Annotated in this window: 14 protein-coding genes and 1 pseudogene; 6 read left to right on the forward strand and 9 right to left on the reverse strand. The window is 34.2% G+C overall.

Going from position 1 to position 17201, the window contains the following annotated elements; translation table 11 throughout:
• Window positions 1–219 precede the first annotated feature (219 nt).
• On the reverse strand, window positions 220–1290 hold the full coding sequence (locus AC0IXC_RS19600; protein WP_471653170.1) for a nitric oxide synthase oxygenase: 1071 nt from the start codon (window positions 1288–1290) through the stop codon (window positions 220–222).
• A 218-nt stretch (window positions 1291–1508) separates the two neighbouring features.
• On the opposite strand from AC0IXC_RS19600, the gene sodA reads away from it, so the two are divergent.
• The gene (sodA, locus tag AC0IXC_RS19605; protein ID WP_002034977.1) at window positions 1509–2135 is read left to right on the forward strand and encodes a superoxide dismutase [Mn]; all 627 of its coding nucleotides are present in this window, start codon (window positions 1509–1511) and stop codon (window positions 2133–2135) included.
• Window positions 2136–2223: 88 nt separating this feature from the next.
• On the opposite strand, the pseudogene AC0IXC_RS19610 reads toward sodA, so the two are convergent.
• Window positions 2224–3171, reverse strand: a pseudogene (locus AC0IXC_RS19610) (NAD-dependent epimerase/dehydratase family protein).
• Window positions 3172–3214: 43 nt separating this feature from the next.
• Window positions 3215–3805, reverse strand: a complete 591-nt coding sequence (locus tag AC0IXC_RS19615) for an AmiS/UreI family transporter (RefSeq protein WP_061673851.1) — start codon at window positions 3803–3805, stop codon at window positions 3215–3217.
• A 523-nt stretch (window positions 3806–4328) separates the two neighbouring features.
• On the opposite strand from AC0IXC_RS19615, the gene AC0IXC_RS19620 reads away from it, so the two are divergent.
• Together AC0IXC_RS19620 and pelG are read left to right on the forward strand one after the other, a co-directional pair.
• On the forward strand, window positions 4329–4730 hold the full coding sequence (locus AC0IXC_RS19620) for a hypothetical protein (RefSeq protein ID WP_193652235.1): 402 nt from the start codon (window positions 4329–4331) through the stop codon (window positions 4728–4730).
• 107 nt (window positions 4731–4837) lie between these two features.
• A complete protein-coding gene (gene pelG, locus AC0IXC_RS19625; RefSeq protein WP_215590541.1) occupies window positions 4838–6658 on the forward strand; it encodes an exopolysaccharide Pel transporter PelG in 1821 nt (606 codons plus the stop codon).
• A 49-nt stretch (window positions 6659–6707) separates the two neighbouring features.
• Here the strand turns inward: pelG and galE are convergent, their stop codons facing one another.
• Both galE and trhA read right to left on the reverse strand, forming a co-directional pair.
• Window positions 6708–7724, reverse strand: a complete 1017-nt coding sequence (gene galE, locus AC0IXC_RS19630) for a UDP-glucose 4-epimerase GalE (RefSeq protein ID WP_002035009.1) — start codon at window positions 7722–7724, stop codon at window positions 6708–6710.
• 183 nt (window positions 7725–7907) lie between these two features.
• Complete coding sequence (gene trhA, locus AC0IXC_RS19635; RefSeq protein WP_002016441.1) at window positions 7908–8555, reverse strand: PAQR family membrane homeostasis protein TrhA; 648 nt, start codon at window positions 8553–8555, stop codon at window positions 7908–7910.
• 164 nt (window positions 8556–8719) lie between these two features.
• Here trhA and AC0IXC_RS19640 point away from each other — a divergent pair, with 164 nt between their 5' ends.
• Window positions 8720–9280: a DUF1836 domain-containing protein gene (locus AC0IXC_RS19640; protein ID WP_098635878.1), complete on the forward strand. Its 561-nt coding sequence runs from the start codon at window positions 8720–8722 to the stop codon at window positions 9278–9280.
• Between the two features lie 44 nt (window positions 9281–9324).
• On the opposite strand, the gene AC0IXC_RS19645 is transcribed toward AC0IXC_RS19640, so the two are convergent.
• Window positions 9325–10770: a DEAD/DEAH box helicase gene (locus AC0IXC_RS19645; RefSeq protein WP_002035006.1), complete on the reverse strand. Its 1446-nt coding sequence runs from the start codon at window positions 10768–10770 to the stop codon at window positions 9325–9327.
• Window positions 10771–10999: 229 nt separating this feature from the next.
• Window positions 11000–12031, reverse strand: a complete 1032-nt coding sequence (locus AC0IXC_RS19650; protein WP_061673858.1) for an acyltransferase — start codon at window positions 12029–12031, stop codon at window positions 11000–11002.
• A gap of 237 nt (window positions 12032–12268) precedes the next feature.
• Here AC0IXC_RS19650 and guaC point away from each other — a divergent pair, with 237 nt between their 5' ends.
• A complete protein-coding gene (gene guaC / locus AC0IXC_RS19655; RefSeq protein ID WP_033708487.1) occupies window positions 12269–13252 on the forward strand; it encodes a GMP reductase in 984 nt (327 codons plus the stop codon).
• Between the two features lie 138 nt (window positions 13253–13390).
• Window positions 13391–15208, forward strand: coding sequence for an oligoendopeptidase F (gene pepF, locus AC0IXC_RS19660; protein ID WP_471653171.1), 1818 nt, complete (start codon window positions 13391–13393; stop codon window positions 15206–15208).
• Window positions 15209–15244: 36 nt separating this feature from the next.
• Here pepF and AC0IXC_RS19665 read toward each other — a convergent pair whose 3' ends face one another.
• Together AC0IXC_RS19665 and AC0IXC_RS19670 are read right to left on the reverse strand one after the other, a co-directional pair.
• Window positions 15245–16123 carry a radical SAM/SPASM domain-containing protein gene (locus tag AC0IXC_RS19665; protein WP_002016446.1) on the reverse strand — a complete coding sequence of 293 codons (879 nt, stop codon included), beginning with the start codon at window positions 16121–16123 and terminating at the stop codon, window positions 15245–15247.
• 243 nt (window positions 16124–16366) lie between these two features.
• Window positions 16367–17176 (reverse strand): bacteriochlorophyll 4-vinyl reductase, encoded by an 810-nt coding sequence (locus tag AC0IXC_RS19670; protein WP_471653172.1) that lies wholly within the window; start codon window positions 17174–17176, stop codon window positions 16367–16369.
• Window positions 17177–17201 lie beyond the last annotated feature (25 nt).

Here is a 17201-nt window from a genome sequence, read left to right on the forward strand (position 1 = left end):
TTATTTAAAAGAAAATTTCTATTCCTATTACATAAAAAAGCAAAACAAAAGACCTTATATTTCTATAAGGTCTTCGAAACAGAAATTTGATTATAACATAAGGAACTCCTTGGTTCAAAAAGTCCTTTCCAAAAATAACCGATAGTAAAGGCTTCCATTTGCTACGTAACAGTAATTAAAAAAAATTATATTTTGCAGAAAAAAAAACTATACTAGCTATTATTTATGAAAGAAATTCGGCTTCAAAATTTCATTTGGATACGGTTTATGATAAATATGAGTGGTAGCTGGCGACAACGGTGGAATGAGCCACACCCAATTACCTGTTACAACCCGTCCACATGCCGCTTCCTGCTTCTCAAATTGTTGAAATTGTTGTGCAGCTGTATGGTGATCCACAATACTAACTCCTTGTTTTTTAAAAGAATGTAAAACAGCCACGTTTAATTCAATTAGCGCCTTGTCTTTCCATAACGTACCGTTTCTCGATGTATCGAGCTTCATCATCTCCGCAACAGCCGGAAGTAAATTATAGCGATCATGATCCGCTAAGTTACGAGCCCCAATCTCCGTTCCCATATACCATCCATTGAACGGGGCTGACGTATAAGAAATACCGCCAATTTCTAAGCGCATATCTGAAATCATTGGAACCCCATACCATTTTGCTCCAAGTGACGAAATCGGGTATTCTGGGTGTTCAATTGGCACTTCTTTTACTTCTTCTCTCGGAATTTCTTTATATATAGGTGCCTTCCCGTTTATAGAAAACACAAGTGGCAATACATCGAAATTCGTACCTTCTCCTTGCCAGCCAAGTTCCTGACAAAAATCCGTAAACTCAGTGGAATGAGAGTCACCAATCACTCCCATTTCTGTTTTATATCCTGCATACCGAATCAATTGGTGATTATAAATTCGTATATTATTTTCTTCACCTTGATATTGCTTAAACATTGTAATTGTCGGTTTAACTTTCCCATCGTTCGTTGCATATTTAATATGATGAATTAATGCATTGTATACACCTTCCTCATCATTTACTTCACGTGCATCTAATATGTGCATCTTACTCCAAAATAGTCTTCCGATACATCGATTACTATTGCGCCATGCCATTCGTGATCCATGAACAAGTTCTTCAAATGTATGCTCATACGTCCCCGTCTTCTCTATTTCAATTTGAATTTCTTTTATTCTCTCTTCTATGAATTGTTCTTTATTAAGCTCTTTATAGCAAACCGTAATAAAATGACTCGCTTCCTCTATTAATTGTTTCGTTTTACTCATAAACGATCTCCTTCTATTTCAACAAAACGTTACTACTTTACAGTATAAGCAAAAAGAATAAGAGTCACAAATGAAAGTCGAAGTGTTACTTTTATTGTAATATTTTTCAGAAAATTAAAGAGATTACTATTGACTTGTATAAAAAATAGGTGTATTTTTGACTCAGGTAAATTATTTTTACCTAGACCAACTTTTTTAATAAGAAAGGAGGGAATGTTATGTCTTCATTTCAATTGCCAAAGCTTTCATATGACTATGATGAACTAGAGCCATATATCGATAGCAACACGCTTTCTATTCATCATGGAAAGCACCATGCGACATACGTAAATAACTTGAATGCCGCTTTAGAAAACTATACGGAATTACATAATAAATCTTTAGAAGAGTTACTATGTAATTTAAAAACTTTACCAAAAGAAATTGTTACAGCTGTCAGAAATAACGGTGGTGGACATTATTGTCATAGTCTTTTTTGGGAATTAATGAGCCCGCGAGGTGGCGGTGAGCCTAATGGAGACGTTGCAAAAGTAATTGATTATTATTTCAATACCTTTGACAACTTAAAAGATCAACTTTCCAAAGCAGCTATTAGTCGTTTTGGAAGTGGCTATGGATGGCTTGTTCTGGACGGTGAGGAACTTTCCGTTATGAGTACACCCAATCAAGATACACCTTTGCAAGAAGGTAAAATTCCATTACTCGTCATCGATGTATGGGAGCACGCCTATTATTTAAAGTATCAAAATCGGCGTCCAGAATTTGTTACCAACTGGTGGCATACGGTGAACTGGGACCGGGTAAATGAAAAGTATTTACAAGCAATTCAATCACAAACACATTAGTCGTGCGTATAAGGTAAATTTGGTAATGTAAAATTAGTATTGTCGAAATCCTCCAGAATCCCCCGGATTGCCACCGGGGTATTTATGATTATTTCATTGTATTTATGTAATAAAGTAAAACTTTTTCCGTCTCTAATTTCAACTCTCGGAACGGGAATCCTAATTCACGAGCCTTTCCATTATGTAACGTACAATTAATCACTCCATTATAAGGAGCTATATTATCTCCTACTTCTTGAATGAGCGCTTTTATCCCGGTATTCTCTTCTATGAAACGAATAACTTCTCTGGTAGAAACCACCCCGTTACTACAAGTATTAATTGGCCCTTCTATGTCCTTCATCCCGCACCAAGCTAAAAATTCTCCTGCTTCTTTTTCATGTATAAATGACAACTCTCCATCTACATGATCCACAACGATAGACTCTTGTTTCACAACATGTTCAACGTAAAATTGTAATCTTTTCGTATAATCGTTTTCTCCAATAACGACGGGAAATCTTACCGCAACGACTGGGAATGTTGCATGTTGAAATAAAACTGCTTCAGCTAATCGCTTACCTTCACTATAATTGAAATCATTCCTACCTCCATACGTAATTGTATACTCGTACGGATTGAAGTTTTCTTCTAACAGGCCTAGCGCAGGCTCATAGACAGCCATTGAAGATGTCATAATGTATTATTTCTTCGTTTTTCCTTTTAGCACTTCACATATTATCTTCGCTGCATTCGAGCTATAGCATAAATTATCGTATACGATATCATAACTTTTACCTTCAAAACGCTCTTCTAGTAGCCTCTCATCTTCTCTATCTACAATCAGTCTTTTTACTGCACTTCCAAAGGGATCTTCAGTAACTCCGCTCGTCGCAATCGTTACATCATGTCCAGCTTGCAACAGTACTTCTACTAAATGTTTACCAAAAAATCTTGTTCCCCCTAGCACCAATACTTTTTTCACCTTCATCATCCCCGTTTTTACAAATTGTAAAATACTACCTCTATTATTATAAACGCTAAAATAAAAAAACATGGAATCAGTTTAACGATTCCATGTTTTTTCTACACACGATACATTAACGTACTCTATATTTAAAAATACAATAGCAGCAATATAAAATAGAAATTACTGATACATAAACCCATAGTTCATATATGAATCCCTCGCCCCATACTCCCATAAAATAAAAGAGTGAAGGCAACGTCAATGTTACCCACGATTGTACAAAAGCAATTCTGCCAAGATATTGATTGATATTCTTTTTTTGTGCATTTAATACAAAGAATAAATACCAAAGTAATGCCCACATAAACCATGTTAACGCATTAACAACATCGTGGAATTGAACAAATGAAACAACCATATAGAATAAAGCAATAATTGCTACCCAAATACAGAACCAGCCTAGTCCACTACTATCCATTCCTTTAATAAAAGTAACGCCCACATATAAATAAGTTAAACCAAATAAAAAAGTAGCTGCATATGAATATACCGTCCAATTACTTTGATCAGAAATCATAATTAAATAAAACGGTATAATAATTTGTAACGCTCCTACAAATAAATTAAAAACACCTGCACTTTTCATCTCTACTTTGCCTAATATGACAAGACTATTTAAAAATAAAGCTGCACCTGAAAGTAATAATCCTACGTAACCCATATATATTCGTGTGAAAATCTTTCCCTTTCACACTTTTAACCTCCCCACAATATAAAGTGATACTTTATCCTGCATTAACGAGCAGTAAAACCCCCACCTCAAAATTCAGCTAGAGCAAAGAAGTTAAGTGGGAGATCAACTGCCCGTAAAGCCCGATTGGTGAAAGCTAATAATCATTGGGGATGAACAACCCCCACCCACTGATTAAAGTTTCACTTTATTATTTTTCTTCCTATTTAAAACTACATACATAATTTTTAATCTGAATAAGTTAGACTTCCTACCTTAAAAAACAACAAATTTAAAACGCTTTCAATAATAAATAACCCTATCAAAACATGAAATAGGATTCCTTGATTATAAACGTACTCTAACAATGATACAAGTGTTGGAATACTTTTCAATACTACGTTTTGAATTTCTATAAAAAATTAGTAGAATGATACATTTTCCCTATCTCATTCTATTAATTTTTTGCATAGAATATCGTACACTCATATTAATTTAGAAAGGTTTGATATTTATGCCTCTTCATTATCCAAATCATTTTGTTTTTCACTCCACAGGTGTATTAACAAGAGAGCCCGCAACTGTTTCAGCAGTAGTAAACATTGTAAATTTAGATGCATATTACACACACCATGTAACTATAGAGGTTTGGGATTGGTCTAACTATTCTAATCCTGTAAAATTACCTGTACTACTTGTTGAAAATACGGAAGTAGCATTCCCATATATTTTACAAGGCAACCACTTAGCAGTTTTTTATGCTGATTTAGATGACTCTATTGATTTGTATGAAATTCGTATTTCTTATCCTGGCCACTCCAATATTGTTGCAAATTGTTTTGGGCGAAGTATCCCGCCATATACAAGCCAAGAAGGTAATACAGTATACCATAAACAACTCGTTCGAATTCATTAAATCTCCCCCTATTATGTGAAAGGGGCTGGTCAGTAATACATTTATCTTTATAAGATAATCTTATTACTGACCTAAAGCGTGATAGTCAATCTTGATAGTTTCTCATTTTGAACACTTGCTATTTATATGAAGAAAGTAGTGGATCCTTCTTAAATTACTTTTGGATGTGGAGATCTATGTTCACACCAATAATTCAAATTTTACAAATTGATTTTCCTGAATTAGATCTTATTCATTCTGTATCGACAGGGTATGGTGGATTGCTTGGTGCTGCAATTAGTGCCAAGTCCGATATACCATTTATTCTAACTGAACACGGTATTTATTCTCGGGAGCGTGAAGAAGAAATACTACAATCTACTTGGATACCAATTGAATATAAAAAAAGATGGGTTTCTTTCTTTCATCACTTGTCTCATCAAGCATATGAACAAGCCGCTGATGTAATTACGTTGTTCGGCCGAAATAGTGCATATCAAAAAGAATTAGGTGCTCCGGCCCATAAACTAAAAATCGTTCCAAATGGCGTTACTTTATCTGACTATAAAGGGTTACGTAAACCAAAATACAATTCGGATAAACTCATCATTTCCGCTATTATACGAGTTGTGCCAATTAAAGATGTAAAAACAATGATTTATACAGCTAAATTATTATTAGAAAAAAATATTCCATTTATATTTTACTTACTAGGTCCTGATACAGAAGAAGCAGAATATGCTCAGGAATGTCGTGATTTAATTCAACAATTAGGATTAGAAGAGCATGTAATAATGACCGGCAAAGTAAATATTAAAGATTACTTAAAACAAACAGATATTCTCGTATTAACAAGTATATCTGAAGGACAACCATTAGCCTTGTATTATAAAATTGTGATGCTATTTTTATTTTTAGCTTTAAACATCATTTGGATTCAATCCATTTATTTAACAGCAGCTAAAGATTATCAGTCCATCGCTCTTGCATTTTTAATTGGTTCCATTTTCTCCTTATCTGGAATTGCACTTATCGCTTACTGGCATCCAACACTTGGAATAGAACACGGATTGGCCCTATTACTTTTAATTTCTTTTACAATCGGGACTTTCATTACATTAGTGTGGTTAAGTATAGTTATTGTACGAATGTTTCCAAATAGTGATGCTACTGAACAATTTACCTTTCTTTCTTATTTAGATAAATATCCAGAACTATTTTGGTCAAGCTTACTTTACAATATTGGCATTTGGGTATGTAACTTTGTTATTTGGTTCGGAGAAGGGCGAGGAAATATTGAAAACACGTTTATTTATCATCAAATTTATGATACATCTGTTTTCTGGGCTTATTTAAGCATTATCCCAACCTATATTTTCTTCGTAGTATCCATTGAAACAAGGTTTTATGAACGGTATAAGAAGTTCTTCGGTTCAGTTAACAATGGGGCGACATTAAATACAATTTTACAATTAAAAGAATCAATGAACTTTGTCCTAAAGCAAGAAATGGAACGAATACTTCGTAATCAAGGTATTTTTTCTTTACTTATTATTTTTATAATATGGATGTTTAGTTCACAATCTGGGAACGTAACACTTGAATACTCTATTTTGCAGCTGACTATAATTGGTGCTTATGCAAACGGGATGGTCCTTGTTATCACGTTACTACTCTTATATTTTGAAGATCGTAAAGGGGCATTTCGAACATCAGCCCTGTTCTTTTCTGCAAATTTGTTATTAAGTCTTCTTCTACTTCCATTTGGGTTCAATGGTTACGGTATTAGTTTTGCACTCGGATCTTCTATTACATTCTTATATGCTATTTCTAGACTCTTTACTTACATTAAAGATATTGATTACTATACGTTTTGTCAGTCAAATACTCCTATAAAACGGCGAACTTTCTTTACTAAATTTGCTAATAAACTTAATGGAAATAAATAAATAAAAATGACCTTTTGCTCCCGCAAAAGGTCATTTTTTTATCTGTTTATTAAACTTCTAGATAGCCATTTTTGTTATTTGATTGCCATCTCCAAGAGTCTGCACACATCTCTTCTAATCCGCGTTTTGCTTCCCATCCTAATTCACGCTTCGCTTTCGATGCATCTGCAAAACATACTGCCACATCACCAGGTCGACGCTCCGTAATTTTATAAGGAACTTCTTTGCCCGAAACCTTTTCAAATGCTTCAACCATTTCCAACACACTATAACCAGTACCTGTACCGAGATTGTATGCATCTATCCCAGTAGTGCCAAGTACCTTTTCAAGCGCCTTTACATGGCCATTTGCTAAGTCTACAACATGAATATAATCACGGACACCCGTGCCATCTTTTGTTGGATAGTCATTTCCAAATACACTTAATTCCTCTAACTTCCCTACTGCTACTTGCGTTACATATGGCATTAAGTTATTTGGAATTCCGTTTGGATCTTCTCCAATACGTCCACTTTCATGTGCACCAAATGGGTTGAAATAACGAAGTAATGCAATACTCCATCCTGCATCCGCAAATGCTACGTCACGCATAATTTGTTCAATCATTAATTTCGTTTGACCATATGGATTCGTTGCACTTAATGGAAACTCCTCCGTAATTGGTGATGTTTCTGGAATACCATACACTGTTGCAGACGAACTGAAGATCATCTTCTTCACATCATGCTTCTGCATCACTTCACATAATACTAATGTGCTTGTAATGTTGTTATGATAATACGTTAACGGAATTTCTACTGATTCCCCTACAGCCTTAAAGCCTGCAAAGTGAATAACAGCTTCAATTGTATTTTCTTCAAAAATCGTATCAAGTGCTTCTCGATTTAAAATATCTTCTTTATAAAATTTAAACTGTTTTCCTGTTATCTCTGTCACTCGATTTATAGACTCTACTGAGCTATTCGAAAGATTATCTACTACTATAATTTCGTAACCGTTTTTTAGTAATTCTACGCATGTATGACTACCAATATATCCTGCTCCACCTGTTACAAGTATTGCCATAATTATAGTCCTCCATATTTCATTCATTATAAACTTCTCAAAGTATATCACATATTTCTTATCATATGTTTATTATGCGAACACAGAAACTTACATTTTATCCCATGATTTTTAGTACAATACACGATTCAAATCAGGTAATAAAAAAACGCCACATAACAGACATCGCGTGGCGTTTTTTAATCAAATTACGTAACAATATACACTTAGAAAATGTGCAAGACTACCTAACAATACAAAAACATGAAAAATTTCATGGTGTCCCATATATTTAAACTCCAACCATTTTGGCTTCGCACCGTAAATAAACCCACCAATTGTATAAAAAATGCCTCCAAGTACTAAGAAAATAATACCTCCTGTACTTAGATTCTCAGCTAGCGGTGCAAAGAATAGAACAATTAACCAACCCATCAGAAGATAAATTGCTGTCGATAACCATCTTGGACAATTAAACCAAAACATTTTAAAAGCAATACCACAAATTGCCGTTGCATAAACTAAACAAAATAATAGTAAACCATTTGCCGAATTTAATGTAATTAAGCAAAAGGGTGCATATGTACCTGCAATTAATATGAAAATCATAGAATGATCTAGCTTCCTAAAGAAATAAATAACACGTTCACTGGCTACGACACTATGATACACAGCTGATGCCATATAAAGGACCATCATCCCGATACCGAATAAAATAACAGCTGTAATTGCAGCAACAGATGGCATCTTAACAGAAACTTTCACAAGCATAGCTAATAATGCAATAAATGATAATACAGCTCCTCCTAAGTGAGTAAATGCATTAACCGGTTCTCTTACATAAACATTCATATAAACACCCCTCATATAATTACATGTAGTTTTCATAACTACATGTAATTATATACGTATTATCCGTGCGGGTCAACATTTACAATTCATTTGTTTCGTAATACCATATTTAAAGATATACTAAACATTAAGTTCCACTAAGTTATAAAAGTGAGGGGTTCTACGTGGAAAATATAAATAAATTACTTGAATCATTACATTTAGAAAAAAGTATTAAACTTGAGGATATCCCAAATGTCGACTTATATGTAGACCAAGTTGTCCAACTATTTGAGAATACTTATGCGGATACAACGAGAACTGATGATGAAAAAGTATTAACAAAAACAATGATTAACAATTACGCAAAAGGGAAATTATTCATCCCTATCAAAAATAAAAAGTATTCAAAAGAACATATGATTTTAATCAGCTTAATTTATCAATTAAAAGGAGCTCTTTCCATTAATGATATAAAAAGCTCCTTAGAAAATATAAATGCACCGTTAATAAACGATGATACATTCGAATTAAATACTCTATATAAAGATTACCTTTCTCTTACTGACACCAATGTGGAAAGCTTTAAGCAAGACGTGAATAACCGTGTTAAGGAAGTAAACGAGGTTTCTTCCTTAGAAGATCCAAAGCTAGAAAAGCTTTTATTACTAACATCCTTCGTGACTATGAGTAATATGTATAGACGTTTAGCAGAGAAACTAGTTGATGACCTCAAAGAAACTTAAACAAAGAAAACTATCCACCTGTTAGAGGTGGATAGTTTTTTTGTTTACTTAATTGCTTCATGAACCTTTAATTGTTTCCCTTTAATCGTTGTGTTTTTCATATTTTTTAAAACAAGTGGTCCTTTTCCATTTAATATTTCAACGTAAGAAACATTGTCTTGTATTGTAATAATTCCTATATCTTCTGCTGTAACACCTTTAATTTTAGCAATTGTACCGACGAAATCTACCGCCCTAATTTTCTTTTTCTTCCCGCCATTAAAGTACAATTTCATAATTCCTTTGTTTAGGTCTGCATTTTTATCTTTCTTTATAATTGGTTTAGCATGTATCTTTTCCTCAAATACTGCTTTCCCTTTCATAACTTCTTCTTTTGAAGGTGCAAGTGCCTTTGGAATTTCAAAGCCAATGTACTCCTCAATCTCTTCTAAAAATCTATTTTCATACGGCGTCATGAATGTAATAGCTTTCCCGTTATTACCAGCTCGTCCCGTTCTTCCCGTACGATGTACATAACTTTCTTTTTCTAATGGAATATCATAGTTAATAACATGTGTAATATTATCAATATCAATTCCTCTAGCAGCTACGTCTGTCGCTACTAAATAACGGAACTTTCCTTTTCTAAAATCGTCCATAACTTCAAAACGATCTTCTTGTACCATACCACCATGTATTTTGTCACAAGGATAGTTAACCCGCTTTAACTGCTGAAATACGTGATCTACATTTTCTTGCGTACGGCAAAAAATAATACAACTATCTGGATTCTCAATCGTTGTTACATCTTTAAGAAGTGAAAGCTTCTCCTCTTCTCTCATCTCAAAAAGTGTATGTTCAATTTTATCTGTTGTAATCCCGGTAGCCTTAATTTCAATATGCGTTGGCGAATCCATATACGTACGAGATAACTTTTCAACATCTTTTGGAAGTGTTGCTGAAAATAGCATTGTCATTCGTTTTTTAGGTAATTCGTCAATAATTGCCTCTACTTGATCGATAAAACCCATATTCAGCATTTCATCCGCTTCATCAATAACTAAATACTTCAAACAATCTAAAGAAAGGGTACCTTTTTCAATATGATCTAACACACGGCCAGGAGTCCCAACTACAATATGTGTTTTTTGCTTTAACTCTAATTTTTGACGTGCAAATGGAGATTTACCATAAACTGCAGCGGCCTTAATTCTTTTGAAACGACCTATATTCGTAATATCTTCTTTTACTTGCACCGCAAGCTCTCTCGTCGGTGTTAAAACTAAAGCTTGTGGCTTATTCTCTTCCCACTCCACCATTTCACAAAGTGGTATGCCAAATGAAGCGGTTTTTCCACTTCCAGTCTGTGATTTCACGACAAGGTCTTTCTTTTGCAAGGCAACTGGAATAACCTCTCCTTGCACTTCCGTTGGATGTTCATATCCTAAACCAGTAAGTGCTCTTACAATTTCTTTACTTAATGCATAATCGGTAAAACTTCTTTTGCTCATGTAATAACCTCATTTTATTCTGTATTTAATAATTATATTTTTTATTCCCCTACATTTAATTATACTAAGAGGATATATCAAACTAATATTTTTAATTCGCTAAAATATCAACTTAACCTAAGTATAACTCTTTTTATATTGTTTTTTAAAACAACATAATAAAGGACAGTCTTAATAATAAGCCTGTCCACCTACATAACGGAAAATATTTTCTTTTCAGATTTTTTCTTTACGGAACTAGCCTTTTTACAACCGGTATTCTTTGCAATACTAAAGTTATTAACATACTAAGGACAAGTGTAATAATTACATTTATAGGTATTGCCAATATTGCATGTACATGTGCATTCACCTTTGGAATGACCATGTATAGATAATTATTTAATAAGAAAAAGTGAAGAATATAAATCCCAAGACTTGCTTGGTTTATGCCACGTAATAAAAATGGTAATTGTCTTTCTGAATTTTGGAAAGCATATTTGAAAAAGACAAATAACCCAATTGCCATAAGTACAACACCCGGAGCAAAATATTCATACCAATATTGATCCAGCTGTCCATTAGCTTTGACTGTATAATGATATGTAATAAAGAACGTACCAATAAATCCTGCAAGTCCTCCAATATAAGAAATATTTCTCCATTTTTTCACAATATCATAATTCGATAAGTAATAACCAAGTAGGAAATACCCTACATAATTTGTAACGTAAAATAGTTCGATATTAAAGTTGATAGGATAATAATAATTTACTAGCTTGACGATAACAGATGCATATAGCCATAAAATTAAAAAATATTCTATCTCTCTCTTCTTAGCATTTTTCACAAATACTTTCAGTAAAGGTGCGATTAAATATATTCCTACAATCATATATAAGAACCATAGATGTAACCCAATACTATTTGTTAAAAAGTACTTTATCCCTTGCTTTAAAGAAGCCGGAAAATATCCTACGCAAGCCCCATAGATATAAAATATAGCACTCCAACCTATCAAAGGTATAATCACTTTACTTGCACGTTTCTTTAAAAATTCCCCAATAGAAGTATCTTTTGTTCCCTTTAATAATAGCGCTCCACTAATCATTACAAAAATTGGTACACTAGCACGCGAAAGTGAGTCGTAAAAATTACCAGCCAGCCAACGCGATACGTTATTTGAATCTAATGTAGAAACATAACCAGCAGCAACGTGAATTGTAACAACCGCAATTGTCGCTAATACACGTAGCCAATCCATATACACTAATCGTCCCATAAAATCTCCCCTAAATTAATATATTTCTCTATTATTCTCCCTACATAATTCTACAGTAATCGATTACACATTAAAATACATTGTAGCCATATAAATCCAAAAATATTAAATAAGCTTTATTTTTTAAAATTAAACATTAAAACCTTTGACTTATTACTAAAAATACTGTAAATTATCATTTGGACGAACGTTTTTAAAGAAACTAAATAAAATATTCGTATTTTAGGAGTGCAAATGATGGAAAATGTATTTGATTATGAAGACATTCAATTAATTCCTGCAAAATGTATTGTAAATAGCCGATCTGAGTGTGATACAACTGTCACTTTAGGAAAACATAAATTTAAATTACCTGTCGTACCTGCAAATATGCAAACGATTATTGATGAAAGAATCGCAACTTATTTAGCTGAAAATAATTACTTCTACATCATGCATCGTTTCCAACCAGAGAAACGCATCTCATTTATTAGAGATATGCAATCACGTGGATTAATTGCTTCAATCAGCGTTGGTGTTAAAGAAGACGAGTACGAATTCGTACAACAATTAGCTGCTGAGAAACTTTCACCTGAATACATTACAATCGATATCGCGCATGGTCACTCTAATGCTGTGATCAACATGATTCAACATATAAAAAAACATTTACCAGAAAGCTTCGTTATCGCTGGAAACGTTGGAACTCCAGAAGCGGTAAGAGAATTAGAAAACGCTGGTGCTGATGCAACAAAAGTTGGCATTGGACCTGGTAAAGTTTGTATTACTAAAATTAAAACAGGCTTTGGAACTGGCGGTTGGCAGCTAGCTGCACTTCGCTGGTGTGCAAAAGCTGCAAGTAAGCCAATTATCGCTGACGGTGGTATTCGTACACATGGCGACGTAGCTAAATCAATTCGATTTGGAGCAACTATGGTTATGGTCGGTTCTCTATTCGCAGGTCATGAAGAGTCTCCAGGGGAAACAATCGAAAAAGATGGCAAACTTTATAAAGAGTACTTCGGTTCAGCTTCTGAATTCCAAAAAGGTGAGAAGAAAAACGTTGAAGGTAAGAAAATGTTCGTTGAGCATAAAGGTTCTTTAGAAGACACTTTAATCGAAATGGAACAAGATCTTCAATCCTCTATCTCTTACGCTGGCGGAACAAAATTAGACTCAATTCGTACTGTAGATTATGTAGTCGTGAAAAACTCTATTTTCAACGGTGACAAAGTATATTAATTTATAAATTTAACTAGAAGGACAAGCATTTTTTATGCTTGTCCTTCTTTTTCATGTATAAAAATGTAAAATATTTTCATTTCACTGAATTTTCTAGTATCATGTTTTTAGATACTTATAATAAGGGGGATATAACAAATGAAAAATGTAATTGAGAAACGCCTTATTCGCGCGGAAGTCTCTACTGAATTGACATGGGACCTTTCTGATTTATACGAATCTGATAAAGAGTGGGAAACCGCATTACGTGTATTAACAGCCGATATAAAAAAACTTGATGCATTTAAAGGACAATTACACACTAGCCCCGCTACCTTATTAAATTGCCTACTTTTAGAAGAAGAGCTTTTAATGAAGCTAACAAAAATCGGCGCATATGCAAATTTAAAAGAATCCGCTGATCGTACAGATTCAGTTATTCAAGCGAACTCTTCCAAAATTTCCGCTCTAGGAACGAATGTACATACCGCACTATCCTTTATTCATAACGAAATTCTCTCATTTGAGGAGGGAACAATTGAAAAATATTTAACTGAGGAAATAAAACTTGAACCTTTCCGTAAATCATTACTAGAGATACTCAAAAAGAGGCAGCACACTCTCTCTCCTGAAACAGAAGAAGCTCTTGCTGCACTCGGCGAAGTTCATAGTTCACCCTACAAAATTTACGGCATGACTAAATTAGCCGATATGGATTTCCCTTCTATACAAGATGAACAGGGAAATGATTTGCCTGTATCGTTTGCATTATTCGAAAGCAAATATGAGTTTTCTCCAAGCGCATATATACGTAAAAAAGCATATTCATCATTTGTTTCCACATTGAAACGATATAAAAATACAGTTGCAACAACATATGCTACTGAAGTAAAAAAACAAGTGGCGCTTTCTCGTTTGCGCAAGTACGAGTCCGTTACCCATATGCTTTTAGAACCTCAAAAAGTTCCACTTGAAATGTATAACAACCAACTAGATATTATTTATAACGAATTAGCGCCTCATATGCGCCGTTTTGCAGATTTAAAAAAGAATGTATTAGGGCTTGATCAAATGCTTTTCTGTGACTTACATGCACCGTTAGATCCTGAATTTAATCCAACAATCACTTACGAAGAAGCTGGCAAACTCATTCAAGATTCTTTAAAAGTATTAGGAAATGAATATAGTTCCATTATCGAAAAGGGCTTCAAAGAAAGATGGGTAGACCTTGCAGATAACGTAGGAAAATCAACAGGTGCCTTCTGCTCTAGCCCATACGGTTCTCACCCTTATATTTTAATTACATGGCAGGGTACGATGCGCGGGTGTTTCACATTAGCTCATGAATTTGGACATGCTGGTCATTTTTATTTAGCAAATAAAAATCAGCGTATTATGAATGTGCGTCCATCTATGTACTTCGTTGAAGCTCCATCAACAATGAATGAATTACTATTAGCCCAGTATTTACTTGCGACTACTGAAGATAAGAGAATGCGCAGATGGGTTATTCTGCAACTACTCGGCACATATTACCACAACTTCGTAACCCATCTACTTGAGGGAGAATATCAAAGAAGAGTATACTCTCTAGCAGAAGAAGGGCAAGCACTCACAGCTACAACTTTAACTGAAATAAAAACGAAGGTCCTTTCGACATTCTGGGGAGATTCCGTAGAAATTGATGAAGGCGCTGGTTTAACATGGATGCGTCAACCTCACTATTATATGGGCTTATATTCTTACACATATTCTGCGGGACTAACTGCTTCTACCGCTGTAGCTCAAATGATTAAAGAAGAGGGACAACCTGCTGTTGATCGCTGGCTTGATGTACTCCGTGCAGGCGGTACAATGAAACCACTTGAATTAATGAAACACGCTGGAGTTGACATGTCAAAACCAGATGCAATCCGTAAAGCCGTTTCTTACGTCGGTTCCTTAATTGATGAATTAGAACGTTCTTATCAAGAATAAAAATAAGCCCTCGCTTTATGAGGGCTTATTCTATATTTACTTTCCAAATCTTTTGCGGTATCCGCACTTTCTACATAGTTCTTCTACTGCAACCCTTTTTGAAAATCCATCCACAATATTGTTCGCTCTTTCACCTTCAATAATATTAGAGAATGAATCATTATTAATATTTCCAAGATTAATAATTCCCTCACCATCTAGACAACAAGGAATAACCGTTCCGTTCGCTAAGATTCCAGCCTGATTTCGAAGACCATGACAGAATCCTTTTCCATCATCCTCTTCTTCATGCAATGCCGGCCACTGGAATTCATAGTCTTGATTAATAAAGACGCGTTCCGCAATTTTTATACCTTTTCCCGGTGTAAGCTTCTCTTCAATTTGATAAGATAGATCAAACTCATTTTCAATTATAGATAATAAATCCCTATTTTTTTGGATTTCAGCATTTGTTTTATTATCCTGAGTTAAATTCCATAATCTTAGCGAAACGATTAAGTCCGATTGACTTGTTGCCTCTCTAATGAAAGAAAGTATACTCCTTACATAGCCCTCTTTATCTTGCGAACCTGGGTGTCCATCAAAACTGTGCAGTGAAAAATTCATTTGTCTTAACGCAGGCTTATTTAACAGTCTATGCCTTCTCTTATTAATTAACGTTCCGTTCGTTGTAATATTAACTTTAAACCCTTTTTCATGGCTTAAATCTAATAGTTGATCTATTTTCGGATGGAGCAACGGCTCACCCTTCACGTGCAAATAAATGTAGTCTGTGTGAGGTTTAATTTGGTCTAATCTTTTAGCAAAATCCTCTACAGAAATGAATTGCTTCTGCCTTTCCGTCGGCGGACAAAAGCTGCACGCAAGATTACATACACTCGTAATCTCCAAGTAAAACTTCTTAAACTTCTTCACCTTTAATTCCTCACTTCTATGACTACTTATACTTTTTCCCTCTTCATATTACAGCATATTTTTTTAGAAATAGAAACATACTTATTTTAGGAAATCTACATACCATCTATTAATGTTTAAAAGACCATCGGTGATTTTTGTCCAATGTTCTTTTTTACTCTTTATATACAAATGAAAAATTTATTTATGATACGGTTCACCGTAATAGTACTAAATGAGGTTTTAATATATTGAATAACGGATTCACGTTAGATCCTCAAAATCAATATCAATTATATCTAGATTTTCCTTTTTCAATTCATTAAAATCTTTTTCTAAATCTTTTGTATCATAAACAATAGTATCTTGCAAAGAAGTCATCAGTCTTTTACCCATTTTGCTCATAGAAGCAAATGTTATTCCCCCAGAAACCGCTCCTCCGACAATCGGTATAACCTTGGATACACCCTTTGCAAAAGTATCTTTTGTCATTTTTACACCGATGAATGCTGCAGTTTTTTTAATTATTGGGTAGTAAATAGTTTTAGTCAAAGCTTTATTCGGGATTTTTTTCAAAGCTTGTTGAGCAAGTTTTGAAGAGAGAACCTTTAATGCCGCCGTACTTCCACCAACCCCAAACATTACCCCTAAAAATAAAACCAAGTCTCCATTTACTCTATCTACATTAACTCCCTCATCATCCCAAAAATCTTCATATCCATACAGATAACCAAGTTCTTGAGCTAATCTTAACGCTACTCCAAAAAATTGCAAAGTATCGGCCGGAATTGTTGCAGCCATAGCAAATCCGCCAGGTACTCCTGCTGCAAACGAGGCACTCGAACTCGTTATAGTTCTTGTAATGACTAATTTTTTTGCTACTTTATTTATAATAGCAATATCAACATTAGCTAAGATAGGATCTCGCTCTACGATTTTACTTAAAACATCCCCCGATACATGATTTGAAAAACTCTTAGCCAAGAATTCCTTCCTATCCACTTTGATACCAGGAAGTTTTAAGGCGCTACCCATAATAATTTCAAATGACCCAGAACTATTTTCACTTGTCATGATACTCTCACTCCTAACAAAATAA

Source organism: Bacillus sp. AC266, from assembly GCF_979253805.1.

Excerpts from the sequence above, each read along its gene's own strand:
- AC0IXC_RS19650 (WP_061673858.1), bottom strand. The coding sequence starts at position 12,031 with ATGGGACGATTAGTGTATATGGATTGGCTACGTGTATTAGCGACAATT.
- AC0IXC_RS19615 (WP_061673851.1), bottom strand. The coding sequence starts at position 3,805 with ATGGGTTACGTAGGATTATTACTTTCAGGTGCAGCTTTATTTTTAAAT.
- AC0IXC_RS19645 (WP_002035006.1), bottom strand. The coding sequence starts at position 10,770 with ATGAGCAAAAGAAGTTTTACCGATTATGCATTAAGTAAAGAAATTGTA.
- trhA (WP_002016441.1), bottom strand. The coding sequence starts at position 8,555 with ATGAATGTTTATGTAAGAGAACCGGTTAATGCATTTACTCACTTAGGA.
- guaC (WP_033708487.1), top strand. The coding sequence starts at position 12,269 with ATGGAAAATGTATTTGATTATGAAGACATTCAATTAATTCCTGCAAAA.
- galE (WP_002035009.1), bottom strand. The coding sequence starts at position 7,724 with ATGGCAATACTTGTAACAGGTGGAGCAGGATATATTGGTAGTCATACA.
- AC0IXC_RS19600 (WP_471653170.1), bottom strand. The coding sequence starts at position 1,290 with ATGAGTAAAACGAAACAATTAATAGAGGAAGCGAGTCATTTTATTACG.
- sodA (WP_002034977.1), top strand. The coding sequence starts at position 1,509 with ATGTCTTCATTTCAATTGCCAAAGCTTTCATATGACTATGATGAACTA.
- AC0IXC_RS19670 (WP_471653172.1), bottom strand. The coding sequence starts at position 17,176 with ATGACAAGTGAAAATAGTTCTGGGTCATTTGAAATTATTATGGGTAGC.
- AC0IXC_RS19620 (WP_193652235.1), top strand. The coding sequence starts at position 4,329 with ATGCCTCTTCATTATCCAAATCATTTTGTTTTTCACTCCACAGGTGTA.
- pepF (WP_471653171.1), top strand. The coding sequence starts at position 13,391 with ATGAAAAATGTAATTGAGAAACGCCTTATTCGCGCGGAAGTCTCTACT.